This window comes from Clostridium sp. UBA4395 (assembly GCF_002390995.1).
GTDB classification, from domain to species: Bacteria; Bacillota; Clostridia; order Clostridiales; family Clostridiaceae; genus Clostridium_J; species Clostridium_J sulfidigenes.
Genome location: NZ_DGRF01000044.1, coordinates 1 through 25,684, shown reverse-complemented (window position 1 = coordinate 25,684; position 25,684 = coordinate 1). Strand labels below are relative to the sequence as shown.

At 29.0% G+C, this 25,684-nt stretch carries 22 protein-coding genes; 4 read left to right on the top strand and 18 right to left on the bottom strand.

Annotation, left to right across the window (positions count from 1 at the left end; genetic code table 11):
* The first annotated feature begins 96 nt into the window (after nt 1–96).
* Nucleotides 97–924 carry a hypothetical protein gene (locus B2694_RS07125; protein WP_346885146.1) on the top strand — a complete coding sequence of 276 codons (828 nt, stop codon included), beginning with the start codon at nt 97–99 and terminating at the stop codon, nt 922–924.
* 109 nt (nt 925–1,033) lie between these two features.
* On the top strand, nt 1,034–1,516 hold the full coding sequence (locus tag B2694_RS07120) for a DUF1648 domain-containing protein (RefSeq protein ID WP_346885145.1): 483 nt from the start codon (nt 1,034–1,036) through the stop codon (nt 1,514–1,516).
* A 76-nt stretch (nt 1,517–1,592) separates the two neighbouring features.
* On the opposite strand, the gene B2694_RS07115 is transcribed toward B2694_RS07120, so the two are convergent.
* The 8 genes from B2694_RS07115 to B2694_RS07080 all read right to left on the bottom strand — a co-directional run bounded on the left by B2694_RS07115 (nt 1,593) and on the right by B2694_RS07080 (nt 10,548).
* Nucleotides 1,593–2,729: a DHHW family protein gene (locus B2694_RS07115; protein WP_346885144.1), complete on the bottom strand. Its 1,137-nt coding sequence runs from the start codon at nt 2,727–2,729 to the stop codon at nt 1,593–1,595.
* 19 nt (nt 2,730–2,748) lie between these two features.
* The gene (locus tag B2694_RS07110; protein ID WP_346885143.1) at nt 2,749–4,155 is read right to left on the bottom strand and encodes an MBOAT family O-acyltransferase; all 1,407 of its coding nucleotides are present in this window, start codon (nt 4,153–4,155) and stop codon (nt 2,749–2,751) included.
* A 28-nt stretch (nt 4,156–4,183) separates the two neighbouring features.
* Nucleotides 4,184–4,657: a DUF4358 domain-containing protein gene (locus B2694_RS07105; protein ID WP_346885142.1), complete on the bottom strand. Its 474-nt coding sequence runs from the start codon at nt 4,655–4,657 to the stop codon at nt 4,184–4,186.
* A gap of 9 nt (nt 4,658–4,666) precedes the next feature.
* The gene (locus tag B2694_RS07100) at nt 4,667–5,455 is read right to left on the bottom strand and encodes a GDSL-type esterase/lipase family protein (protein WP_346885141.1); all 789 of its coding nucleotides are present in this window, start codon (nt 5,453–5,455) and stop codon (nt 4,667–4,669) included.
* 195 nt (nt 5,456–5,650) lie between these two features.
* Entirely contained in the window at nt 5,651–6,178 is a 528-nt protein-coding gene (locus tag B2694_RS07095) for a QueT transporter family protein (RefSeq protein ID WP_035135073.1), read from the bottom strand.
* Between the two features lie 631 nt (nt 6,179–6,809).
* A complete protein-coding gene (locus B2694_RS07090; RefSeq protein WP_346885140.1) occupies nt 6,810–7,511 on the bottom strand; it encodes a hypothetical protein in 702 nt (233 codons plus the stop codon).
* Nucleotides 7,512–7,867: 356 nt separating this feature from the next.
* Nucleotides 7,868–9,850: a cell wall-binding repeat-containing protein gene (locus B2694_RS07085; protein WP_346885139.1), complete on the bottom strand. Its 1,983-nt coding sequence runs from the start codon at nt 9,848–9,850 to the stop codon at nt 7,868–7,870.
* A gap of 251 nt (nt 9,851–10,101) precedes the next feature.
* On the bottom strand, nt 10,102–10,548 hold the full coding sequence (locus B2694_RS07080) for a hypothetical protein (RefSeq protein WP_346885138.1): 447 nt from the start codon (nt 10,546–10,548) through the stop codon (nt 10,102–10,104).
* 290 nt (nt 10,549–10,838) lie between these two features.
* Here B2694_RS07080 and B2694_RS07075 point away from each other — a divergent pair, with 290 nt between their 5' ends.
* Nucleotides 10,839–12,458, top strand: a complete 1,620-nt coding sequence (locus B2694_RS07075; RefSeq protein ID WP_346885137.1) for a Na/Pi cotransporter family protein — start codon at nt 10,839–10,841, stop codon at nt 12,456–12,458.
* 111 nt (nt 12,459–12,569) lie between these two features.
* On the opposite strand, the gene B2694_RS07070 is transcribed toward B2694_RS07075, so the two are convergent.
* Together B2694_RS07070 and B2694_RS07065 are read right to left on the bottom strand one after the other, a co-directional pair.
* A complete protein-coding gene (locus tag B2694_RS07070) occupies nt 12,570–13,421 on the bottom strand; it encodes a YjjW family glycine radical enzyme activase (protein ID WP_346885136.1) in 852 nt (283 codons plus the stop codon).
* Nucleotides 13,422–13,569: 148 nt separating this feature from the next.
* Entirely contained in the window at nt 13,570–15,069 is a 1,500-nt protein-coding gene (locus tag B2694_RS07065) for a YjjI family glycine radical enzyme (protein WP_346885135.1), read from the bottom strand.
* A gap of 357 nt (nt 15,070–15,426) precedes the next feature.
* Between B2694_RS07065 and B2694_RS07060 the strand changes: the two genes are divergently transcribed.
* Nucleotides 15,427–15,921 carry a metallophosphoesterase family protein gene (locus tag B2694_RS07060; protein ID WP_346869172.1) on the top strand — a complete coding sequence of 165 codons (495 nt, stop codon included), beginning with the start codon at nt 15,427–15,429 and terminating at the stop codon, nt 15,919–15,921.
* A gap of 106 nt (nt 15,922–16,027) precedes the next feature.
* On the opposite strand, the gene B2694_RS07055 is transcribed toward B2694_RS07060, so the two are convergent.
* From B2694_RS07055 to B2694_RS07020, 8 genes are all read right to left on the bottom strand, one after another.
* Complete coding sequence (locus B2694_RS07055; RefSeq protein WP_346885134.1) at nt 16,028–17,008, bottom strand: biotin--[acetyl-CoA-carboxylase] ligase; 981 nt, start codon at nt 17,006–17,008, stop codon at nt 16,028–16,030.
* 25 nt (nt 17,009–17,033) lie between these two features.
* Nucleotides 17,034–17,699 carry an HDIG domain-containing metalloprotein gene (locus tag B2694_RS07050; RefSeq protein WP_346885133.1) on the bottom strand — a complete coding sequence of 222 codons (666 nt, stop codon included), beginning with the start codon at nt 17,697–17,699 and terminating at the stop codon, nt 17,034–17,036.
* Nucleotides 17,700–17,958: 259 nt separating this feature from the next.
* Complete coding sequence (locus B2694_RS07045; protein ID WP_346885132.1) at nt 17,959–19,464, bottom strand: VanW family protein; 1,506 nt, start codon at nt 19,462–19,464, stop codon at nt 17,959–17,961.
* A 169-nt stretch (nt 19,465–19,633) separates the two neighbouring features.
* On the bottom strand, nt 19,634–21,007 hold the full coding sequence (locus tag B2694_RS07040) for a VanW family protein (RefSeq protein ID WP_346885131.1): 1,374 nt from the start codon (nt 21,005–21,007) through the stop codon (nt 19,634–19,636).
* A 518-nt stretch (nt 21,008–21,525) separates the two neighbouring features.
* Nucleotides 21,526–22,704 carry an acetyl-CoA C-acetyltransferase gene (locus B2694_RS07035; RefSeq protein ID WP_346885130.1) on the bottom strand — a complete coding sequence of 393 codons (1,179 nt, stop codon included), beginning with the start codon at nt 22,702–22,704 and terminating at the stop codon, nt 21,526–21,528.
* A gap of 401 nt (nt 22,705–23,105) precedes the next feature.
* A complete protein-coding gene (locus B2694_RS07030; protein ID WP_346885129.1) occupies nt 23,106–24,464 on the bottom strand; it encodes a sigma-54 interaction domain-containing protein in 1,359 nt (452 codons plus the stop codon).
* A 131-nt stretch (nt 24,465–24,595) separates the two neighbouring features.
* Nucleotides 24,596–25,135, bottom strand: coding sequence for a Gx transporter family protein (locus tag B2694_RS07025; RefSeq protein ID WP_346885128.1), 540 nt, complete (start codon nt 25,133–25,135; stop codon nt 24,596–24,598).
* Between the two features lie 10 nt (nt 25,136–25,145).
* A complete protein-coding gene (locus tag B2694_RS07020) occupies nt 25,146–25,538 on the bottom strand; it encodes a NusG domain II-containing protein (RefSeq protein ID WP_346885127.1) in 393 nt (130 codons plus the stop codon).
* Nucleotides 25,539–25,684 lie beyond the last annotated feature (146 nt).

Here is a 25,684-nt window from a genome sequence, read left to right as displayed (position 1 = left end):
TTATGATATAATTATAATATAACTTTTTATATCTATTATGAAATTAACTAGATGTATTTCCTTTTGTTACATTTATTTTATACGAGGAGGGTTTATATGAAAAAATTTTTATCAATACTACTTATTTCTATGTCTATTCTTTTAGCTTTTCCACTTCAAGCTTATGCAGATTCAGGGCCAAAACCAACGTTGAAAATAATTGTTGAAAATCCACCTTCGGAAGAATACTATTTAGATTTACTAATAGATTATCCAAATGCTAATTATAGTTGGCTTGATAAAGAAAAATTTAATCCTGAAAAACTTGAACTTCTAAATTCATACAGAGATGGGGATTGGCGACCAGCCCTTGTAACTGGTACAATAGTCCCTATGAGTAGTTCAGGACTTATAGGTAATGTAAATGGTAATACCATGATACACAACTTTGGATATATAGGTGTACCTAATAAATTTAAAATTATTATCTTAACCAATGATAATAAAATAATCTCCTCTAAAGAAGTAAATACCTATACCTTTGATTCCGTTGTATATTATGACTTCAAAACTAACAAAGTAAAAACAACTTCAAGCTTAGGCTTTTTTGCGTTGAAATTTTTAGGTACTTGTATATTAACACTACTTATTGAAGGCTTCATTATGCTATTTTTTAAATTTAGTATAAAGAAAAATTGGAAAGTATTTTTATCTATAAATGTAGTTACTCAACTCCTCCTTTATATCTGCTTATTATTAATAACTGCAAGATCAAGTTTAATATATTACCTTACAACAATTATACCTATAGAGTTATTAATTCTAATCATTGAGGCAGTATATTATTCAAAGAAATTAAAGGAGCACAGTATTATAAGACGTATTAACTATGCTGTAGTAGCTAATATTCTTAGTTTTATACTGGGACTTTTTATTATAAGATAATACCTGTAATTCAATACACTCCAATGAATATAATTACTGTACTGATATAATAAACATAATAAATCAGTTTAACATTAAGCTTACTATACATTTGATAGGAGGTCATCTTATGAAATATAAAATTCCTTTTACTAAATTTCAAAAATTCCTTGAAACTCTAGCTCTATTAATCTTACTAGGATCAATAATCTATCTAATATTCATTTGGAGCACCCTTCCTGATACTATCCCATCTCACTATAATGCTAAAGGAGTTGTTACCAACTGGAGTGGGAAAGGTATGCTACTTATAATGCCTATAATTTCAATAATTTTATATACAGGACTTACAACCATAACACTGTTTCCCAATATATGGAATGTACCTGTAGAAATCACAGAAAAGAATCAAAATTTTGTATATACTAATCTAAAAACTATGCTTATAGTTTTAAAATTAGTCTTAGTTTCTGATTTTTCTTATATGACAATATGTTCAGCAACTAAAAGTTCTTTAAGTGTTTTATTTACACCTATAGTTTTAATTGCTGTATTTGGTACACTTGCCTTTTTTATCACTAGAATAATTAAAGGAAGCAAAAAACTTGAATAATATACTTAGAATATATACAAAATCTTAATTAAATAAAGGAGCCTAGATATTAATATATCTAAGCTCCTATTTATTATTAATTAAGATTTAATATAGAATCGTCAGAATTAAAGGTGTTTACATTATATAAGAATAATATATCTGTTATATCCTTCGACTCAATTAACTCTTCCATATTATCCATGTAATACCTAAGATCTACCACGTCTATCTCTCCATAGTGGGAAGTTAAAAAAGGTAAAAAACTATTGGCATAGGAATCTTTAACTACTAATAGCTTCTTCTTTGGATCTCCTAAAGATTTAATATTAATATGCGGATGATTTCCTCCTGTAAAAACTTCATACTTATCCTTCTTATCTAAATTCTCACTGCTATATAAGGTACCGGTTCTCTTTTGCTCAGTTATATAATTAACCACTATTTCTCCATTTTTTTTAGGTATATATACATTTATATAATCTGGCTTTCCTCTCTTATCTCCTATTTTTGAAGTTAAGCTTCCATAAAAATCATTAGCAACTAACTCAACCTGAAAGTCTCCCTCTTTTTTAGGCTCTAGACCCAAACTCTTACAAAATTCCACATAGGCAAGATAAGCCCCCTTGCTAGTCCAGTGATGGTCTGTCCTATAGTATAGATACTTATCCTTATTATTTATAAGTGCATTATAGGGATTAATATATTTTACATTAGAACCTATCTTTCCTTCTATGTATTTCATATATTCCAACTGATTATCCACTGGTGCGTATTTAGGTAGCCTATCCTTTAGAATCTCTGTAGCTGTTGGTATCAGCATAAAGCTTGTATTTATATTTTCGTGTTTCTTTACAAATTCATTAATAGCTAAAACCTTATGGTCAGTTTCTTCCTTTGCTCTCTCTTCAAAGTCTTCAATAAGTTGATTATTCTTTCCTATAAATACATCATTACTTTCACTTTTACCCATTAGTTTATCTACCTTAGCCTTAGCATTTATAAATAAACCTCTGCCTGGAAATTGGTCTGATATATAACTCTCATAATGTTTAATATAGTCACCACTAAGAAGTTCTCCTAAAGAAAACTCTGGTCTACTAGCTAGATTTCTATTTTCTTCTTCTGAAAATGCTTTTTCTCTTCTTAATATATTACTTACAGACATTATAGTTATAAATAAGAGAAATACTACTGCCATTAGCCTTCTATTTACCTTGTTACTTTTATCCATTTCTCTCACTCTGCTTTCTTTAAAATCTAAAATATAGGAAAGGATTATAACTTTCACTAACTAAATAAACTATGGATAAAATTAAAACTAACATATTCATAGCTATAACTATATATACACCCTTTAACTTATACTTCTTTTTTATATATGCAATCAAATTTTTAATCAACGGCGTAGAGCAAATAATTGCTATTACTATAAGTATTAGATTTGTTTTCAACGTATATTTAGCCATATTATCCATAAAAATATTTTTTCCCATTCCAAACATAAGCTTTATATAATTTAGTGCATCTTTAACCTTTGATGTATCAAAGAATACCCAGCTTATAATTACTAAAACTACAGTATACATATGAGCAATAGCATCAGGGACTTTATTAAGAATTCTTCCTAAAAATAATTTTTCAAGGAATATAAATACTCCAAAATATAGTCCCCAAATTACAAAATTCCAACTAGCTCCATGCCATAGTCCTGTAGCAAACCATACTATAAGTAAATTTCTAAATTGTACAGCCTTCCCTCTTCTATTTCCTCCTAAAGGAATATATATATAATCCCTAAACCATGAACCTAGGGATATGTGCCATCTTCTCCAAAACTCACTGATACTCTTAGACATATAAGGATGATTAAAGTTCTCTAAAAATTCAAATCCAAACATCTTTCCAAGACCTATTGCCATATCAGAGTAACCACTAAAATCAAAATATATTTGTAGTGTAAAGGCAATTATACCTATCCAAGCTGTTAATATAGATAATTCTTCAATAGGAATACCCTTAATAGAAGTCCAAATCATGCCTATATTGTTAGCAATAAGAACCTTTTTTCCCATACCTCCAATAAATCTTTCTACCCCTTCTCCAAATTTATCTATAGACTCACTTCTGTTATTAAGTTGATCTTCTATATCACTATATTGGACAATTGGTCCAGCTACTAGTTGGGGAAACATAGTAATGTATGCCCCAAAATTTATAATGTTTCTTTGTGCAACCACCTTTCCCATATATACGTCTGCTACATAGGATATGAGCTGGAATGTATAAAAAGATATTCCCAGTGGTAAGGGTAAATTCCTTATTTGAAGATTAACACCAAAAATTCCATTGATATTATCAATTAAAAACCCATAATACTTAAAGAAGAATAAAAAACTTAAATTTAGTACAATTACAGTAATAAATATTGCTGTTCTTTTTTCACTATCTTCCTTATTTGCCTCTATCATAAGGCCACCTATATAATCAATTATTATAGAACCTATCATTAAGAAGATATATATAGGTTCTCCCCAAGCGTAAAAAATCAAACTCATTATAAGAATTACTAGATTTTTAAATTTCCTAGGACATATATAATAAATTATTAAGGTAATTGGTAAAAACATAAATAAAAATATCAAACTACTAAAAACCAACTTAATCACTCCAATTAAAATATAGTTACTACTTAAATTCTTTATTTATTGCTGCTTCTATGGTTGCCGAATCTTTTGAAATGATCAATATTAAGTACTTTCCTTTTATATCTAATACACGATTACTTATTATGTCATATTCCTCGGGTCTATAGCTATTAAAACTATCGGATTGTTTTTTTATTCTTCCCTCAACTTTGACCTTTAACTGCTGTATAACTTCTTCACTTTTCCCTTTCAATACGAGAACTTCATTAGCATCCATATTACTCTTAGGTGCGTATAAAATAAAATCTTCTATTTCATTTTTACTTATGTAATATAACTTTCTTAGCTTTGAACTATCACCTTTATCCATCTGTTCATCATCTATAACCTGTGAAAGGTTCTTTCTTAAGCTATCCATATCTACATCTTTAACTTTAAGAACTTGATACAGAGCTATAAATGTAATTAATACAGTTGCTATCAATATATAATAATAATTTTTATACTTTTTCATATTTATCTCCTAATTATTTGATGTAATTCCTTGGTGTAAATAAGATAACCATTTTAAATAAAAATCATATTTTAAGTGTATACCATCTTGCTCATAGAGCTCAGCCTTATCCCTTACCAATACATCAATATTTAAATAATTAACTGCTGTTTCTTCACTTACTTCATAAGCTAATTTTCTAAACTCATCTAAATTAGTATTAGTAAGCCTTCCATTAGTTTCTATAGCCCTATCCATAACTGGTAGAGGTGCTTGTATGTATATATTAGTATTAGGTAATTTTGTCTTAATATCATTTATAAATTCTATGTAATGAGCCTTAAACTTATCTGGGCCTCCAGGTCCACTTCCATCAAATGCTATTACATCATTCATTCCATATAAAAGTACTACATTCTTAGGCTGTAAAGATACAACTTTATCTATGTTTTCTTTTCCTTTAACTACAGTATCTCCTTTATTACTTATTACATTATATTGATTTACTAATTCCATCTCCATAAGACCTTCTGTTATAGAATCTCCCATAAACACTGTACTTTCATAGAACTTATAAAAATCAACTTCTTTATCCTCTACCACAACTTCAGGGGTATGATGTTTCTCTATCTTATCCTGGATTACACTTAAATCAGCCTGTTCTAAATCCTTCAAGTGCTTTCTCCCTAATAGTACTCTTTGCTTTTCATTCATCTGAACCTTTTTATTTTCTATAAAGGTATGTATACCTATTGCTGTTATTATTCCTACTAATATTATTCCTATAATTGTCATAATTCGAAAACTTCTTTTCTTCATGTTATCTTCCTCTTCTGTCTAATATTTATCTTCCTTAATCATTCTAATACAACAAACTTAATATTTGGTTACAAAATCCTTACGTTTCTAAAAAACTTTCCTTCACATAAAGAAACCTAAGCATAGATATACTTAGGTTTCTTCATCATTATAATAATATATGATTCTCAAAATTTTAATACTTTTTAGATTATCCTAGTTAAGCTTTAATATATCACTTAAATTCTCATTTTTAATAATAAATTTAAATACTAAAACTCCTATAATTGAAACTACTACAAATTCTCCTATGGCAACTTGTAATACAGAAAGCCAAAATGGTAAATTTATCATGTAGTAAAGTTCTGCTCCTATAATTAAAGCATTCGATATAGTTGCCCATAAAGATGCTATAAATAGTACAAGTGTTTTATTATAGCCTTCTTTTTTAGTTAAAACCTTCTTAGTTTGCCAAATTAAAACTAGAGCTATTAAACTAGCTAAGCTTCCAAATATCATATCTACTATTGCCATAGGACTTAGTAGAAAATTTGAAATGGCACATCCTATAGTTAAGGCTGGAATATATAGCGGGTCTATAAATGCCAAAAGTACCATTACCTCTGATAATCTAAATTGAATATTTCCAAAAGCAAAGGGTGCGATAACAGCAGTAACCGCTACATAAGTAGCTATAATTAGAGCCATCTTTAATAATTTTTTAGTATTGTTGCTAGTATTCATAAATATAATACCCTCCTCATTTTTTAATAGTGTAAGCTCTTAGCCTTACTAGATTCATATATTGCCCTATTTAACCCCATACAAACCTACTAATAAAATAATGAGTCTAGCTATGTCACCTCACTAGCTCCGCACCTATCTTTAACTCAGCATTTTCTTTCTCTAAAAAATACCCCCCATATTTATTGGTGATTAAATTATATACTTCTATAATATATATTTATATATATTATAGAAAAAATAAAGGCCGTCATCCAAATGACAGCCTTGTAATCCTTGTACATAAATAAAGCTCTACCTTTTTATGATGAGCTAATTAAAAGATTTCAATGCCGTAGTTTTATTTAAAGACAGGAGGCTTACGAACTGTCACTCTTATTTTGTTCAATCTCATTATATAATGTAAAGTGTTGAATTTCAAGTGTTTCATAGATTTTCAGAAGATTTATTTTATTATTTATTCTCATGTAATATTCATATTTTCTATATTTTTCGTTGGAAACTTTGTTAGAATAGTTTTTCTAATGAAATTTATTAAAATATTATATTACTATTGATTTTTACATCCTTCAATGACGTGGTTTGTGCGCTAAATACGCATTTAAACCAAACTTATACATACACATCTAATTTATCTTAACATATCAGCAATCTCATCTTTAGATTTTATATTATCTTTATATCCACCTTCAAATTCTTTTGGTATTTGTTGCTTCCACTTAGAATCTTCTAGCTTGTATTTACCTTGATATTCACCTACTGGTGCATAACATGGCTTACCATCTAATGGTGGTGTTTGTAAAGCAAATATTATTACATGCTCATTTATATCCATAGGTGCAATCCCATCTGTTATGAGCTTGGTTGGTTTCATATCTTTTAATGAAATGGCTTCATTTGGAAACTTCTTCTTATGTTCATTTAATAAGACTTCTGGTGAGAAAATTCCTCCTGTTTCTATAACGCATATATTTTTCCCTTTTTCTAATGTGCCATCATTTTTAAAAATTTCTACTATTTCTAAGTTTGAAACTGTATAAGGTATATCCTCTATCATGGGTGAAGTTGTCTTTTTAACAATCCCTTCTACGATTATAGTTGAATCTTTTTTTAATTCATTTATACTACGGTATTTCTTAGTTAAACTTATATGTGAGTCTATAATGTCATATTTAATATCGTCATTAATTACCCCTGTTGTATTATTTGAAACTTCTAGATTATTTGCATCTAAATTCCGTTCTGAATCCTTAATCTTACTATAAGCACTAAAACAAAATACCATAATTACTAATACTATTGTTATACTAGAATATTTTATTATTTTTTTCATTTTAGTTTTCTCCATCCACTTTATTAAAATATTCTATTTATAGCTCTACAATCATCTACACTAGCTCCCCCATCTAATATTTCTGCAAGCTAATCATACATATCACTTTATTCCAATTCCAATTTTGTTTACAAAGCTTTATATTAGAACTTACTACGGTAAAATATGTTATTCACACTCAAGAAGAATATTGTTCATTTTTACATTAATCCCCTTTTTGCTCACTTTTTATACTTCTTATAGCTTGTACATTTATAACTTATATTCACATATTATAGAAATAAAATTCCAGTATATTGAGCATACTGGAATTTTATCCCTGAATCTTATTATAAATTATATTTTAAATATTATCCTTAATTTAATTCTGTAATATCTTTTTCTTCCGCTAAACCAATTCTCCATTGTCCCGATTTACTCCTTGCAGAATAATAAAGCAAATATCTATTTTTCACTCTTACTAAACTTGATTTATATAGAGTACCGTTATCAAAAGACTCTTCACCTTCTGAAGGATTGAATAAATTTTTCATTGGTAAAAAATTGACTCCATCCTTTGACACAGCATAATACAAGCCTTGATTTCCCGCTTCATTATTATTATAACCGTTAATAACTATCTCATATCCTAAATCTGTTTTTATTAAATCATGATGCCATAGGTGAAAGTTAAATGGCTTGTTCTTAAAATTACATACCTGAACATCCTTAAAGTTTTTAAAATCATTAGTTTCCGTATAATATAAATCACTACTATAGTTAGAAAACCATATTTTATATACACCTTTATCATAAATTATAATTGGTGACACATAGTCATATTTTTTATTAAAGGTATCAGGGGCTAGAACTAATTCTTTATCACTCCACCTTATGCCATCCTTACTTTTCATTACATAAACCATATTAGTATGATTATCTGTATTTTTATTATCTCTACTAGATGGATTGTATCTAAAATACACTTCTAATGTATCATCTACTAAACAAATATTTATATCAGAGTAATGACCTCCATTTGCAACATCTTTAGGCGTATCTAAAGGATTCTTAGAGCCTTTTAAATAATTAAAATTACTTCCATCATTACTAACTAATATTTGTGGATTTTCATAGTCATCATTCCCATTAGGATAAGGTGTTAATCCCATCAAATACTTATATCCATTCCAACCATTTGGGGTATACAAAACATCTGGATGAACTGCTTGATTACTTCCATCATAAGTTGGAGTTACTAAAGGACTTTTAGCATTAGTGTAATATTTACCCCAAGATGGTACATTTAATAAATCCTTATTAACAGCTCTTTCATTCCCTACAGCAATAACATGATTTACATAATTTCCTTTTTCAATCATAAATTCTTCTATAGATTTATTTAACATTTTTGAACCAACATCAATTAAAGGCATATTAAGAACACCACTTGATGCACATGCTGATATAAATTCTGATGTATCATTACTTGAAGCCATCATAATTTCACCACTGAGATATAAACTTATATTCTTATTCATTAACTTTAAATTCACATTTTTAAAATAATTAGCTATATCCATTTTTTTCATCTTAAGATTAGAAAATGTCCTATAAAAAGTATCCTCATTTCCTGCAAAATATATAGTTGAATTATTTTTATTCCTTAAAAATTTATATATTGACAAATAATTATCTGATATTATTACAGGTGTCTCATTCATCATTCCAATGTATGATAATAACATTACCTCTTTAAGATTATCACCTTTGGAAAGAATATATGTATTATTATCTTTAAATTCTTCTGCAATTCTGATGCTAAGATTAGTACTATCCTTTTCTTGAACTCTATTTACTTCTAATCCTTTTTCTACAAGTTCATTTTCTATATTCTTTGAAATTGAATTGTCTTCTCCAATTAAAATTATTTTAGTTGATTGTAATCTACTAATCTCATTCTTTACTAAATCACTCAACACTTCTCTTTCAGTTAAAAGGATTGGTGCATTATACTTTTTACTTAGTGATAAGGATAAACATCCTTCCATAAAATTTTTATTATTTATTATAATGGTGATATCAGAACTTTTCCATATTTTTTGACACATACTTATAGCTGTTTTTTCAGGATTTTCTTCAGTAAATCGACTTATTTCTTGCATGTCTTTATGATTTGCTAAATTCATACTATTAGTATTAACCATAGTACTAATAGCTTGTTCATTATTTTTAAAACAATTGTTTAACCACTTAAAAAAATAACCTCCTATAATTACAATACATATACTCACTATTGGTATTATAAATCGTATAATCCTCTTTTTAATAAATTTTCTACGTCTCTTACTTTTTCTCATATTAATACTCCATTTACATAATTTTTATATTTAATATATATTTTTTTATAAATTATATATTAAGTAACTTCAACCATTTCATTATACATGTTAGGTAGATATTAAATATTACATTAACATTACAATTTTGGAATATATAATCTTTTATTATGGTAAATGCGTAGTTAGTATATAATTGTGAACACAAAAAAGCCAAGAATTAAATTCTCAGCTTTCTTTCTTCTAAAATATCCTTTAGAATTTTTATATGATTAATTAAGTCTTCTTCCAATTTCTTCTAGGCAAGCTTTTGCTTTATTCATTATTGGAATTAACTTACCCTTTTTATCTTCTTTAATTTTACTAATACTTTTATCTAAATCTTCATACTTTCTTTCCATAATTCGCTTTGTAATATCTGAATACTCCTTTAGCAGCTCTATATCACTTTCATTTATATTATCATACATAACCATGTCATTTATAGCATCTGCCACTCTATTATATATATTTATTTTAATTAAGGTTGGTGAATCATCCTTTGCACGATCAAACTCCTTTTTCCTAACAAACCATGGTTCAGGAATATCTTTTTCAAGGTTATTAGCTTCGCTTTCAAAAATAACTAGATTTTTAATGCACTCTCTATGTTCGATGACATCAAAATATCCTAAATATTCAGTCTTTTTAACTCTTTTTATTATTTCTTTAAATTCCATAAGCCCACTTCCTTTCTTATATTATATAATTCTAGGCTTCTTTAAACATTCCTTCTATATTATATACATTATTTTTCACAAAAATACACAAAATAAGTTAATGAAGACTTTTGGAACTTTATCCTTTGTTAAATTCATGTTAATTTTTCTTTATCTATTGTTAAAACTTTCTACTCTTTGTTAAATAAAAGGTTTTTGTGTTACTATTAAGTTAAATTTATTGTATCTTTAATTGTATCTTTAGAATGAATATTATTTGAATACATATTATTTATTGGAGGTTTAACACTATGGAATCATTTTTTTTAATTATTAACCTTTTAGGAGGACTTGGAGTATTCCTATTTGGTATGAAGATCATGGGAGATGGTCTTGAAAACCTTGCTGGCGAAAAGTTAAAGGGTATCTTTGATAAAATTACCTCTAATCCACTTAAGGGTGTAGCAACCGGCGCTATAGTTACTGCTATAATTCAAAGCAGTAGTGCTGTAACTGTTATGGTAGTTGGATTTGTTAATGCAGGTATTATGAATTTATCTCAAGCGGCCTATGTAATCATGGGTGCTAATATTGGAACAACTATAACAGCTCAATTAATTACCTTTGATTTTGATGCTATTGTTCCTTTATTTATTGCAATAGGAGCTTTTCTAGTATTATTTACTAAAAAGAAAAATTTCAAAGAATTAGGTCATATAATTTTAGGATTTGGTGTTCTATTTTTAGGTCTTACTTTGATGTCTGATGCTATGTCTCCTCTTAGAGAATCACCAGTATTCACAAAACTTATTTTAAGTCTAAAAGGACATGTATTGTTAAGCCTTTTATTAGGAATAGGAATGACTGCTATAATTCAAAGTTCCTCTGCAGTTACTGGAATTTTAGTTGCTTTAGCTTCTGTTGGAAGTATTCCAATTGATGTAGCTATCCCAATTTTATACGGAACTAATATTGGTACTTGTGTTACTGCTTTAATCTCTTGTTTAGGCACTAATAAGACTGCTAAGAAGGCTGCACTAATTCACTTGTTCTTTAATGTAATAGGTAGTGTAATATTCTTAATTCCACCTGTTTCTAAATTACTATTAACCACTGTTACAACTCTTACCCCTGGCGTAGCTGGAGGGGTTGTAGCAAAACAAATTGCCAATGCCCACACTATATTTAACGTAATTAATACTATATTGATATTACCATTTACAAGATACTTAGTATCTTTAGTTAACTTTTTGCTTCCAGGGAAAGATGAAGAAGAAGTTGATGGAGTTAAATATATAGATGACAGACTCTTAGAAACTCCAACTATAGCCTTTGGTCAAGTTACTAATGAGATTATTAGAATGGGTACTTTAGCTAAGGAAAATATAGAAACTGCCTTAAAGGGTTTTACCGATAATAATGAAGATTCAATAAACAAAGTGTATAGGATTGAAACTTTAATAAATACATTAGAAACAGATATAACTAAATATTTAGTTAAACTTTCCAATTCTGATATTGGAGAAGAGCAAAGAACTACTATAGCAGCATATTTCCATGCTGTTAATGATATAGAACGTATTGGAGATCATGCTGAGAATATTGCTGACTTAGCTAAAAATAAGCTTTCTAAGAAAGTAAGATTTTCCAAGGATGCCATAGATGAACTTAAAGTAATGGTGAATATTTGTATAGAAGCTTTAGAACACAGCATAGAATGTTTCTCTGACTATAGTGATAAAAAAGCTTTAGATGTGAGGGCTTTAGAAGAAAAAATAGATACTTTAGAAAAAGATTTAAAGCGATCACATATTAGAAGACTAAATAATGGTACTTGTGATGCCTTTGTAGGTACTATATTCTTAGATCTTATTAGTAACCTTGAAAGAGTGGGTGACCACGCTGTTAACATTGCTGAAATACTTTCTTAAATATAAATATGTCCCTAAAGTAAATTATTAAATACTTTAAAAGCTACAATTCAAAATTGTTGAATTGCAGCTTTCCCCTTTTATATAGATTACTTTTTAAATTTCCATTCTTTAAACTATTATGGTGTTTATGCACCCATTAGCTCTAGCTATAGATTCTAATTCCTTCATATAATTATTAGTAGGTACTGTAGTCTCAAGTAATTCCTTTCTTACTCCCATAGGTCTATATTTAATTAACTTATATTGAATATTGGGATTAATTTCAGCTAATAGCTTACTTCCCATGTCTACAGTATAATTATTATTAAGAACTTCTGGTACTACTACTGTTCTAATTTCATATATCTTATCAAGTTTTCCAAGCTCTCTTATGTTTTTTATTACTGTTTCATTGGTGAGACCTGTAAGTATCTTATTTTCTTCTGGATGAAAAGCTTTTAAATCTATCATAGTTTTATCTGTTACTTCTAAAAGTTCTTTATCCATACATATAGGTGTGGACCCATTAGTGTCTATAAAAGTTGTTAAACCAAGACTTTTTACTTTTATAAATAGCTCCTTTAGGAAATCCCTTTGAAGAGTACATTCTCCTCCTGAAACAGTTATTCCTGATATAAAAAACTTTACCTTTTCAATTTTCTTCATTAGTTCTGAGGCATTTATTTTTGTTATCTTAGGACTACTATTTTTCTTACAAGTAGCAATACAAGCATCACAGTTAACACATTTATCAATATCATACTCAACCGTACCCTCTACCATTGATAAAGCTCCATATTCACAGGCAGGTACACATTCACCACAATTAACACATCTATTTATAGTTTCTGGATTATGACAATAAATACAATTATAGTTACACCCTTGAAGAAATATGGCCATTCTATTGCCTTCTCCATCTACATTACTAAAAGGTATTATTTTATTAACATAACCTATAGTTTCTTGCTTATCATTCATACTTCTTCCCCCAGTACTCATATATTTTCATTTCCTAATAACATAGAACCGCTCCAATACTATAAGCTTTTGCTACAATTGTATCGAAGCGGCCTTTATTATAAAAATCCTTTTAATCCTATGACTACCAACTCTAATGCTAAGAATTCTATTTATCAGAACTTCTTAATTTTCTTTCAAGGATCTTGGAGTTTTTAACTGCTCCATATCCAAGGGCTACTGTATCTTGAAGTACTTGCTCTCCCCTATCTAAAGCTTCTATATCAGAACGCTTAACAAGATATCCTGTAATTCTTATAACATCACAATCATCACAGTATAGTGAGAAATATCTCATATTTAGTGCAAAGGCACCTTTGATTATATCTAAAATTGACTTTGGATTCTTCTTAGCCATTTCATCAAATTTAAATATATCACCAATTCCAGATGGGAAGTATTTGTGGAATACTGCACTTTGAATCAAGTGTTCTGGTAATGATGGCTCTTCTCCTATTGGAATTCTACATCCTGGACTTGTTTCAGTATCAGAATCAATTCCAACTTGAGAATGGAGTAGATAATGATTATCTGTGACTTCACAATATTTATTTTCATGGGCATTAACCATAGTATACATTTTATTTATAATAGTTTCACCTAGCTTGTTAGCTCTTTCACCATATCCAAATCTATCCTTTTCATCTGTTGCTCCTAGAAGTGTATTTACACATTCTGCAAGACCAACTAATCCAAACATAGCAGTAAATCTATCTCTTGATAATAAACCTTCTCTTACAAGGAAACTTGACTCAAAGAAATTACTTTCTTCTACTATGAATTTAACTCTCTTATCCATATAATCAAGCATTGCTTCTACAGCATCTGGTAATACAGTGTTTAAAAAGTGTTCTTCATTATATGCCATCTTAGCTAGTTTTGAAAGTAATATTCTCACTAATGTATAACTGCCGCCGCCAAGATTAAGTCCATTATAACAACTTACTATTCCATACTTTTCTCCTAGTTCCGAGCTAAACATTTCATGGTTAGCAAAGCTTGGCTTAGCACAAGTAAGAGCTGTTTTTATTGCTTCAACTGCAAATTCTTCACTAGTTTCCTTTGAGTATTTTAAGGTTATATTAGGAGTAGCATTTTGAAGTTCTCTCTCTACTTCTAAAATTATTCTTCCTGCTTTTGTATCCTTAGGTCCAATATTAGCATGACAGAATGAATCAGTTATTGTTCTGTCTATATGCTTTAAGAAAAATTTAATTGCTTTATATGCTTCTTTATCATCTTCTATATATGGATCTAAAAGAGTATCAATATTACCTACATATACTGGGAAAGATGTAACTGATGGTACATGCTTATATAGAATTAGTAAATTGTTTACTGCATCCCATATATCCTCTGCAGGAGTTAGGCTTAAAAACTTACTTCCATTTTTCATAAACTTTTCATAGTCAGGTACAATATATCTAGGTCTATATGGTGCGTTACCTTCATTAAGGTCACATATAACACCTGCATTTTCATACATTTTTGTTTTGTCAGATTTATTTAATACATCTAAACTATTTTCTGACTCCCTAGCTAAATTTAAAACTTTCATTTCATAAGTTAAAGTCTTGTCCTTAATAATATTCATTATACTATCTTTCATTTTATCACTCCTATGACATTTTGAAATTAAGTAAATATTATTATGTTATTCCTGCTTAACTATATACATAAACTAAATATAATTAAGCCATACTTTATTACAATAATGCAATGTTTATAATAAATTTATCTTAATTATAGTATACCCGAATTTAAGAGTTTTTTCTACTATTTAATGAATAATAATTATTGATTACATTAACTTTTTAAGTAACATTTTAGTTTTATAAGTATTTTTACCTTGTGTTACTTTTTAAGTAAAGTTTCAATTAACTGCTTAAATATAAACTACACAAATATAATTTTATGCTTATACTAATAATGTATATATATTTTTTAAGTGGAGGTGAAGCTTAAAATGAAAATCGGAATTATTTCTGATACTCACATGAATAAACATTATTCAAAGCTAAAACATATACTAGATGATAAGTTAAAAGATGTAGATTTAATAATTCATGCAGGAGATTATACCTCCCCTGAAGTAATATCTATGATTAAGGAAAAATCAAAATTTATAGGTGTTTATGGAAATAATGATAAATCGAATTTAAGAAGTTTAGTTCCTGAAAAACACATATTAACTTTAGAAGGTTATAAAATTGGTATTTGTCACGGGGATGGTACCAAAAAGCAAACTATAGATAACGTGGTTGATACTTTTAAGAAGGATAAGCTTGATATAATAATATATGGTCATAGCCATAAACCTTGTATTTTTACTAAAGGAAAAACAATGTATTTAAATCCTGGATCGTCTACTAGCAAAAGAAAAGAACCTTGGTTTTCTTATATAATTTTAGAACTTAATAAAAATTGTCCAATATCAGCTTCAGTAAACTTTTTTAAATAGCTAAAAAATTCATTATTCCATAGAGTAAAAGGATTGAGCCATTAAACATAGACTTCAATCCTTTTAATTTATATTAAAATAAATAATTTACATTATGTTTTTTAATTTAAACATATCCATAGATTCCTCTTACTGATACTTCTCCTGATATTACTCTATTAATAGTACCATCTTTATGTTTTACTATTAATTCTCCTTCATCATCAATATCTATTACCGTACATATGACTTCATTATTTCCATTAATTACTCTTACCTCTTTATTTATAAGTAATGAGCCTTCTTTACAAATTTCTATAACTCTACTTATATCTCCTGTATTTTTAAAGCCTTCGTAAAACACTTCAAAATTATTCAATATATTAGCTACAAGTTTTTTTCTATCAACTTCATTTCCTAATTCATTTTTAAGAGATGTTGCTTTTTCCTTTAACTCATCTGGAAATAATTCCATATTAACATTTATACCAATTCCCATGATGACATAATTTACTCTTTCTATTTCTGCATTCATCTCAGTTAATATGCCACATATCTTTTTGCCATTAATGACTATATCGTTAGGCCACTTTATTCCTACCGAAATACCCATATCCTTTAGGGCAGTATAAACTGCTGCTGCACCAATTAAAGTAACTCTAGGTGCTACCATAGGAGATATATTTGGTTTTAATACTATGGACATCCATATTCCTGTTCCTTTAGGCGAAATCCAACTTCTACCCAATCTTCCTTTCCCACTAGTTTGTTCCTCTGCAGCAACTACCATTCCTTCTATAGGATTAGTACTACACTCTCTTCTGCACTGAACATTAGTAGAGTCTACTTCATCAAAATGAATGAAGTTTCTCCCTATATACTTAGTTGTAAGAAGAGGTAAAATCTCTTCACCATCTATAATATCCGGAGTACTTACCAGTTTATACCCTCTATTGGAAATTGATTCTATAACGTATCCTGCTTCCTTTAAGCTTTTTATATGCTTCCATATTCCAGCCCTAGTAATTCCTAATTCTTCACTAAGTCTTTCACCTGAAATATATTCATCCTTACTTTTTCTAAGTATATTTAATATCTTCTTCTTCATTCAATACTTACCTTCCTAAGCTTTCTTATTTCTCAGGCAAATTATATGTCTCTGCCATTCTTTTTCTCTTATCAATATAATTTTGGCATCTTTCTAAGAAAATTTCAATATTTCTCTCTTCTTTTCTTACTTCCTCTTCTGTCTTTGGTCCTCTTCCTAATCTATCACATATTCCAAGAAGTCCTATATCCTCAATGTATCCACTTTTAACAACTCTATTAAGATCTGCAAACTCATTATTTTTTACTACGAAAAGAATTTGCATATGAAGTCTAACTAGACTTACTACATAATCATAAAATCCTTTATCTTCATGAAGTTTTAAATGGGTTAAAAATTCTTCTGCCATTTTTGCTCCAACTTTATCATGGTCATAGGCAGTGAGGTATCCTCTTCTTAACTTTGTAGTAGTTAACTTACCTATATCATGTAAAAATGCTGCCCACATAAATCCCTTTGGTTCTTTGCTTCTATCTCTTCTTTTAGCAGCTTCATCTATAACCATCATAGTGTGAATCCAAACATTGCCTTCCGGGTGATGTTTAGGATTTTGCTCCACATCTTTTAACTTTAAAACCATGTTATAGGGATATATATCTGGATAACCATTATTTTCTACTAAGTTATTAAAATATATGGATGGCTTCTCATCTTCTAAAAGATGCTTTGTAAATTCTTCAAAATAATTCATTTAACTTTTCTCCCTTCTTATCATACCTATATAATTAATATTATTTACATATATAATATTTCCTATTAATATAATAGGTCATGAAATTTTTTCTTATGCTGTTATACACAATATATTTTTATTAACATTATATTGTAACCAATTTTTAGAATCTAACTAAAATACCCTATAGTATAGACGGATATCTTGTCTATCTATAGGGTATTGATTATTCAAGAATAAATATCTTTATTTTTTCTTTCATTTCTTTATCATAATTTTAGTTACCTTCAGGTTTATCTGTTGGCTTTTCAGCAGGTTTTTCTGCCGGCTTATCTGCCGGTTTTTCTGCTGGTTTTGTAACAGGAGCTTGTTCTACTTTTTTAGTACCTCTCTTTATTATTTTAGGTAGTGGTACATACGTATCAGTATTCATAAGATCTGTTGAAACTACATTACCATTTTCATAAGTAGTTCTATATGCCTTAACCTTATATCCCTGAGATCCATTCTGAGTAACCTTTTCTGTTCCTATAGGTAAAGTTGGATCATCCTCATATTTTACTGTTACAGGAATGGTCTCATAGGTTTCTGAGTTAAAGCTATAAGTTTTTCCACCCTTAGCTGCAGAGTTAGAATATATATTAAAGGTTACATTTCCACCACCAGTATATCCTTCAATATATATTGGATATTTGTATGGATTTGTGAATACATAATCTATTCCTCCATAAGCAATAGTTGCATCAAGTCCTAACGGAACATATCCTACTGCCATGTTATGATTTAATCTTTGATCTGGAAGAATTCCTGAGTCTAATACTGCATTATGAAGTGTTGAAGATACTTGGCAAATACCTCCTCCATATCCAATTTCCACCTTATTTCCTACATAAACGCCTCCTGGTTGATACCCTTTATCTGCTGTAGTGTCACCAACTGTAGTATTAAAACTAAAACTTTCTCCTGGCATTAGTACTATACCATTTACAGTTTGAGCTCCTAGTGATATATTGGTGCTTCTGCTCCAATCTGAACTTCCAAAGTTAGTAGTTTTGGTTCCAATTCTAGTGTCAATCGTTGATAATTTTTCTTTTGTCTTAGTAGGTACCTCTTTTTTTATCGTTGCAGTTACTTCTATGTTTCCTGCTTTACTTTCTGATACCTTAGCATTTATATCCTTAACCAATGCTTGTACATCTAAAGTCTTACCAACGACTTCTTCAGTAATGTTAAATCCTGAATCTGATTTCGATATAGTAGCGTCCTTTTTAGCAACATTAATTTCACTTTCCATTTTTTTAGCAACAGTATTTATAATTTCGTTATTATAGGTAAATGTTATTGGAAAGTCTTTTTTTTCAGAACTCTTTATTGCTTTAAACTTGTCTAAATATCCAAGATCTCTATTATGGTTAAAAGCTTCATTTACAGTTTCATCTATATTAAACTCTACATGTAAGTCAGTATAGTTAATAGCATACTCCTTATCTCCAGCTTTAATTTTAATACTTCTGTTCCCAATTTCGTCGTTATATTTACTATTTAGTTCTTGCACAACTTGGTCCTTGGTTTTACCACTTACATCTATTCCTTCAACCTGCACACCTGGCATAATTAAATTCTCATATTTTGATACAGTAGTATGGATGTATGTTGTTGTACCTATAAATACTAAAAGAACTATAGTTATTACGGAAGAAATTGCTATGATCTTAGCTTTTTTATTCCCCGGGGTTAGTGAAAGCTTTGATCCATTCTCACCCTTTTCTAGATTCATATCCATAGTAACATTCCTTTCATTTTACAATTAAAAAATTGATTTAACATATAAATTATATCATATGTTAATCATATTTTCATTTATATTATTATTACGATTTCATTACATAATAATTTTTTATTGTAAAATTTTAACACAAGCATTGTGTATATGCAATTCCTTCCCTATATCTCTATCCATTTCTTCTGATGATTTTATTTACAGGTTCATATATTTCATCATATATTACCTCTTCTTTTACTGCCTTCTTATTTTCTAAGGTTTTTCTATAAACCTTTACCTTATAACCTTTACTACCTGGATTCTCAACTATTTCTTCCCCCTCATCCAAGGTTATATCCTTTTTGTATTCTATCTTTTGAGGTATTTCTTTATAGACTTTACTAATGACTTCATACTTTATATTTTCTAATTCTTTATAAGAATATATATTAAATATTAATTTATTATTTTCTACTATACCATCTATATAAATGGGATATGGTAAAGTATTTTTAAACTTATAATCTACAACATTATAATAAATGGTTGCATCCATTCCTTTATGAACATACCCTATTGGCATAGAATGATGCGTTCTCTCCGTAGGTAGAATTCCTGCTCTTATTATTGCATTATGAAGAGTTGTAGATACCTGACAAATACCTCCACCTAATTCAGGTTGAAGTTTATTATCTTTTATAACAGGTGCTTCTACATATCCTTTTTCTTTAGTGCTTTCACCTACTAGTTTATTAAAACTATATTCTTCCTCTGGCATTAAAACTATACCACTTGCTGCTTCAGTTGCTACTTTAATGTTAGTAGCTCTAACATCATCTGCAAAATTTGTACTAAAACTAGATATTATTATATTAATCTTTTTCAAATCTTCAGTGTTTATTTCTGGATTTTCAATACTAATAGGTAATTTGAGAGTAACATCACCTTTATTATTCTCAGTATTACTTTTTACAACTTCTTCAACCTGAGAAATAAAATCTTTTCTATTTATTTCTTCTTTTGAAGAACTTTCACTTACTTTTAGTTTTCCATCTTCCTTGATGATAGTTGCATTTTTAACTTCCTTGTTGAGAGTTTTTTCAATTTCATCCAACAAGGAATCTACAAAATTTGTATTATAACGATACTCAATATCAAAATCTACTTTTTTAGGATTTTTTATCAATTTATAACTTTCTCTTACAGATAAATCCTTTCCATAATCCAAAGCTTCCATAAGAGTTTCCTGTAAGTTGCTTTTTATATTTAAGCTTTCATAATCAATCTTATATTCTTTATCTTTTACCTTTACCTTAATATCATTATTGATAAGTTCTTTGTTTTTTTCATTTAAAAGCTTTATAGATTCCTCCTTAGTTTTACCTCCCACTTCAATTCCTTCTACAAAAACTTGAGGATAAATTTTATTTACATAACTACTTACGGTACGCTTCATATATCCGTAATAAAATAGAAAATACACTACAATAAAAACAACTATTAAAACAATAATAATAGTAAAAATATTTTTATTTCCTTTTCTTTTCTTCTTTCTTTTTTCCATATAAAATTCTCCTCTCATGGTATTTAAATTAGCTTGTGTAGTATTTCATGAAATATTCTAGCTAAAATAAAAAATCAGCTCATTGTAAATTTACAATGAACTGATTTTTTCGTTTATCCGATGACTACCGGCTCTAATACTCCCATCTTCTTCAAAGTAGGAGTAAAAGAGCTGGTGCGTCCCTGGATAACGATTTCTAAAGCTTCAGAGAAGCTAAGAACTCTGTTAATCCGATGACTACCGGCTCTAATACTCCCATCTTCTTCAAAGTAGGAGTAAAAGAGCTGGTACGTCCCTGGATAACGATTTTCCCTAAAGAACTCTGTTTATACTTAAAAAGTTATAGCTAATTAATATTTTTATTTTCTCGCTTTGCTCGTAAGGACACTCCTTCTCACATTCGTTCGAAATGTTAAACCAAAGATTTTCTTTTCTCGCTTTGCTCGTAAGGACACTCCTTCTCACATGCGTTCGAATTAGTAAGTTCGAATACCCAAATATAAAATTTGGATTCTCACTTATCTTTCTATTACTATTGCGATTCCTTGTCCGCCACCTATACATAGTGTAGCAAGACCTTTTTTATTATCTCTCTTAATCATTTCATAGATAAGAGTAGTTAATATTCTAGCTCCTGATGCTCCAACTGGGTGTCCAATAGCTATTGCTCCACCATTAACATTTACTTTATTCATGTCAAATTTTAAATCTTTAGCTACTGCTAGTGATTGTGCTGCAAAAGCTTCATTAGCTTCTATTAAATCTAAATCTTCAACTGTTAATCCAGCTTTAGATAAAGCTTTGCTTGTAGCTTCGAATGGTCCATATCCCATTATTTGTGGATCAAGACCTGCTGATGCATAAGATTTTATAGTTGCAAGATAGTTAACTCCTAATTGTTCAGCTTTTTCTTTAGACATAACTATGAACATAGCAGCTCCATCATTTATTCCTGAAGCGTTACCAGCAGTAACTGTTCCACCTTTTTTGAAAGCTGGCTTAAGTTTTCCTAATTTCTCTATTGTTGAACCAAATTTAGGGAACTCATCTTTATCAAATACAATTGGATCTCCTTTTCTTTGAGGTATTTCAACTGGTACTATTTCATCTTTAAATCTTCCTTCTTTTACAGCTTTTTCAGCTTTTAATTGGCTACTTAAAGCAAATTCATCTTGCATTTCTCTTGTAAGACCCCATTTTTCAGCTATGTTTTCTGCAGTAACTCCCATATGATAATCATAGAACGCATCCCAAAGACCATCTTTAATCATAGTGTCAACCATTGTTGAATCACCCATTCTTTGTCCCCATCTAGATGTTGGTAATACATATGGTGCATTACTCATTGATTCTGTTCCACCACAAAGGATTACATCTGCATCTCCTGATTTTATTGCTTGAGCTGCTAATGTTACAGCTTTTATTCCTGAACCACAAACTTTATTAATACTAATTGCTGTGGATTCTTCTTTTAAACCAGCCTTTAAAGCTACTTGTCTTCCAACATTTTGTCCAAGTCCTGCACTTATAACATTTCCTATAATAGCTTCATCTATAATAGCTGGATCTATTCCTGCTCTTTTTATTGCTTCTTTAGCAGCTACAGCACCAATTTCTGCTGCTGATAATTTTGATAATGAACCTCCAAATGATCCTACTGCTGTTCTAGCAGCACTTACAATAACAACTTCTTTCATTTTTAACTCCATCCTTTTCTTAAAAATTTTTTCTTTAAATAATTTGTTACGTTAGAAACTATTTTATCCCCTGCTTATATATCTACATAGGGTTACAAAGTCTATGTTTATTACTCTTATTTATATAGCAGTTTCCATGCCAACTTCTACAATCCCCTAAATATCTACTTTCTCGTGAATTAGGAAAAATAACACTGTAAACTACAGTTTACGGTTTTTCCTTAAACAAATCTTTGTTAATATTATAACTTCAATGTTAAATAAATCACCTAAAGCAAAATCAATAATTAGCAGATTTTTTTCATCATTTATTAATACATTTAATCTATTTAAAGGATTAATTCTCCAAACTAAAACACACATGTAAACNNGTTTACATGTGTGTTTTAGTTTACACTTTTTTAAAGTTCCATATTAAACCTCTTCATTTTTTTATAAAGACCTTGCCTACTAATACCCAAAACCTTAGCAGTTTCATTTTTATTACCATTAAGTTTCTCTAAAGTTTCTGTAATTACCTGCTTTTCTATTTCTTCTACTATATCTTTAAGTTGTTTATTTTCATAATCAACCTTTCTTTTGTTACAATCTAATATCTTTGCTGGTAAATGCTCTGGTAATATTTTAAGCTCTGTATTAAGTAAATTTATTGCTCTTTCAATAACATTTTCTAGTTCCCTAACATTACCTGGCCAGTTATAACATTTTAGATAATCCAAGGTTTCTTCTGATATACCTTCACTATATATTCCATACTTATTACATAGCTTAACTCTTAATGCCTCTGCAAGTGGCCCCACATCTTCAATTCTTTCTCTTAGTGCTGGAAGCTTAACATGCATAACATTTAATCTATAGTATAAATCTTGTCTAAACTTCCCCTCTTGAGTTAACTGTAATAAGTTTTTATTTGTAGATGCTATAATCCTAACATCTATCTTTTTTATATCATTACTACCAACTCTTACAATTTCTCTATCTTGAAGAACTCTTAATAACTTCACCTGCATAAAAAGAGGCATATCTCCTATTTCATCTAAAAGAATAGTTCCTCCATCTGCAAGCTCAAATTTACCCTTCATTCCTGTTTTTTTCGCTCCTGTAAATGCTCCTTCTTCATAGCCAAACATTTCTGATTCAAATAGTTCTGTTGGTATAGCTCCACAGTTTATTTTAACAAAGGGTTTTCTGGCTCTTTTACTACTATTGTGTATGGACTGTGCAACTAATTCTTTTCCTGTACCACTCTCCCCTGTAATTAATACAGATGAATCTCCTCTTGCAATCTTCTCAGCAAATTTTATAGCAGTTAAGAAACTTGAGCTATTTCCGATTATTTTATCAAAAGTATAGGTTGCTTTATTCTCTACAGTGAGTTCATTTTTGTAAAATTGAACCTCTTTTTCTAAATGAGATATCTTACTACTTAATATTTTAAAATTATCTATATCTTTAAACATAACTCTACCTATGGCCCCTCTAATTTTTCCATTAATTATTATAGGAACTCTCATAGATATCATTTTATGTTCATTAACCTCTTGAATATCTCCAACTTCTTTAAATCCATTTTTAGCTATAAGATGTAATTTTGTGTTTGGAATAACCTTAGTTACATGTTTCCCCTCTGGTTCTTTACAACCTAAAAACTTCTTGTATCCATCTGTCATCATTGTTATAATTCCATCTTCATTAACTACTACAATGTATTCATTTAAACTATTAAATGCAAAATTGAGTATTTCTTCATCAACTCTCATATATTTTTCCTCCTAAATAAAATACATTATTTTATGTTTCTATCTATTAAGTGTAACTATATCCTTATTTAATATATTTATATCCATTTAATATACTTATATCCATTTGAGCTATTTAAATTAAACTTATTTTAAAACCAATTGCTATTTACACCAAAAACTTTTTTTAAATGTTCTATTGCAAAATTGCCTGTAATTCCAACAAATATGCCAGTCCCTATCCCTGCCACGCTCATAACAGGTAAATAGAGCATAACACTCATGGTTTTTACTATTAGTGATGCTGCAAGTAATTGTCCTACATTATGAAATACTGCCCCCGCACAACTTACTCCTACAATACTTATCTTTTCTTTTCCAAGGTGTTTTGCAAATACCATAAATATATAACTTAAGATCCCACCAGATAGACTATACATTAATCTAGATATACTTCCTCCAAACATTACGGAAATCAAAATTCTTAAAAACATGACTAAAAAAGTCTCTTTATAACTTAAGGTGTATAATGCTATTACCGTAATAATATTAGCAAGACCTAGTCTTGTGCCCGGAGTTATAAATGGTACTGGTATCATATTTTCAAATATGTGTAGCACCAAGGACATTGCTACTAATAGGGATATATATATCATTTTTCTAATATTTTTACTAGCTTCTTTACTATTCATTTTCTTCACCTCAACGAGAAATTACATCTTCCCCTTCACTACTCTTTTGTTCCCCTACTATTTCAATGATTAACCTATTAGGCAGACATACTATTCTTTCTCCAACCGCTCCTATAAATCCTTCATTTACACATATTTCATCCTTACAATCTGCATCTACAATTCCTATTTTCATATCATGAATTACAACTAGATTAAATCCATAGGAAGATTTAATAGTAAATTCTTCATCTAACCCCCTCGTTAATTCCACTCTCTTTGTCTCTTTGCCATCTATAGAAATAACAGCATAATTTATTCCTTTATAATTACTCTGATAATTTTTTAGCATAATGTAAGGTATAAATGACACTATTAGTAACACTACAATTATTACAATATCCATTTTCTTCATTAATTTCATATTCATTCTTCTCCTATCCAACAATAGTTTAAACAAAGTAATTTTAATCTTTTATTGTTATTATATCAATATGTTCACTTAAATTCCTTAGTGATTAAAAAATTTCAGAAAAATAATCTTTAACCTATAATAGTGCAAAAACACTT

Excerpts from the sequence above, each read along its gene's own strand:
- B2694_RS07125 (WP_346885146.1), top strand. The coding sequence starts at position 97 with ATGAAAAAATTTTTATCAATACTACTTATTTCTATGTCTATTCTTTTA.
- B2694_RS07120 (WP_346885145.1), top strand. The coding sequence starts at position 1,034 with ATGAAATATAAAATTCCTTTTACTAAATTTCAAAAATTCCTTGAAACT.
- B2694_RS07115 (WP_346885144.1), bottom strand. The coding sequence starts at position 2,729 with ATGGATAAAAGTAACAAGGTAAATAGAAGGCTAATGGCAGTAGTATTT.
- B2694_RS07105 (WP_346885142.1), bottom strand. The coding sequence starts at position 4,657 with ATGAAAAAGTATAAAAATTATTATTATATATTGATAGCAACTGTATTA.
- B2694_RS07100 (WP_346885141.1), bottom strand. The coding sequence starts at position 5,455 with ATGAAGAAAAGAAGTTTTCGAATTATGACAATTATAGGAATAATATTA.
- B2694_RS07095 (WP_035135073.1), bottom strand. The coding sequence starts at position 6,178 with ATGAATACTAGCAACAATACTAAAAAATTATTAAAGATGGCTCTAATT.
- B2694_RS07090 (WP_346885140.1), bottom strand. The coding sequence starts at position 7,511 with ATGAAAAAAATAATAAAATATTCTAGTATAACAATAGTATTAGTAATT.
- B2694_RS07085 (WP_346885139.1), bottom strand. The coding sequence starts at position 9,850 with ATGAGAAAAAGTAAGAGACGTAGAAAATTTATTAAAAAGAGGATTATA.
- B2694_RS07080 (WP_346885138.1), bottom strand. The coding sequence starts at position 10,548 with ATGGAATTTAAAGAAATAATAAAAAGAGTTAAAAAGACTGAATATTTA.
- B2694_RS07075 (WP_346885137.1), top strand. The coding sequence starts at position 10,839 with ATGGAATCATTTTTTTTAATTATTAACCTTTTAGGAGGACTTGGAGTA.
- B2694_RS07070 (WP_346885136.1), bottom strand. The coding sequence starts at position 13,421 with ATGAATGATAAGCAAGAAACTATAGGTTATGTTAATAAAATAATACCT.
- B2694_RS07065 (WP_346885135.1), bottom strand. The coding sequence starts at position 15,069 with ATGAAAGATAGTATAATGAATATTATTAAGGACAAGACTTTAACTTAT.
- B2694_RS07060 (WP_346869172.1), top strand. The coding sequence starts at position 15,427 with ATGAAAATCGGAATTATTTCTGATACTCACATGAATAAACATTATTCA.
- B2694_RS07055 (WP_346885134.1), bottom strand. The coding sequence starts at position 17,008 with ATGAAGAAGAAGATATTAAATATACTTAGAAAAAGTAAGGATGAATAT.
- B2694_RS07050 (WP_346885133.1), bottom strand. The coding sequence starts at position 17,699 with ATGAATTATTTTGAAGAATTTACAAAGCATCTTTTAGAAGATGAGAAG.
- B2694_RS07045 (WP_346885132.1), bottom strand. The coding sequence starts at position 19,464 with ATGGATATGAATCTAGAAAAGGGTGAGAATGGATCAAAGCTTTCACTA.
- B2694_RS07040 (WP_346885131.1), bottom strand. The coding sequence starts at position 21,007 with ATGGAAAAAAGAAAGAAGAAAAGAAAAGGAAATAAAAATATTTTTACT.
- B2694_RS07035 (WP_346885130.1), bottom strand. The coding sequence starts at position 22,704 with ATGAAAGAAGTTGTTATTGTAAGTGCTGCTAGAACAGCAGTAGGATCA.
- B2694_RS07030 (WP_346885129.1), bottom strand. The coding sequence starts at position 24,464 with ATGAGAGTTGATGAAGAAATACTCAATTTTGCATTTAATAGTTTAAAT.
- B2694_RS07025 (WP_346885128.1), bottom strand. The coding sequence starts at position 25,135 with ATGAATAGTAAAGAAGCTAGTAAAAATATTAGAAAAATGATATATATA.
- B2694_RS07020 (WP_346885127.1), bottom strand. The coding sequence starts at position 25,538 with ATGAAATTAATGAAGAAAATGGATATTGTAATAATTGTAGTGTTACTA.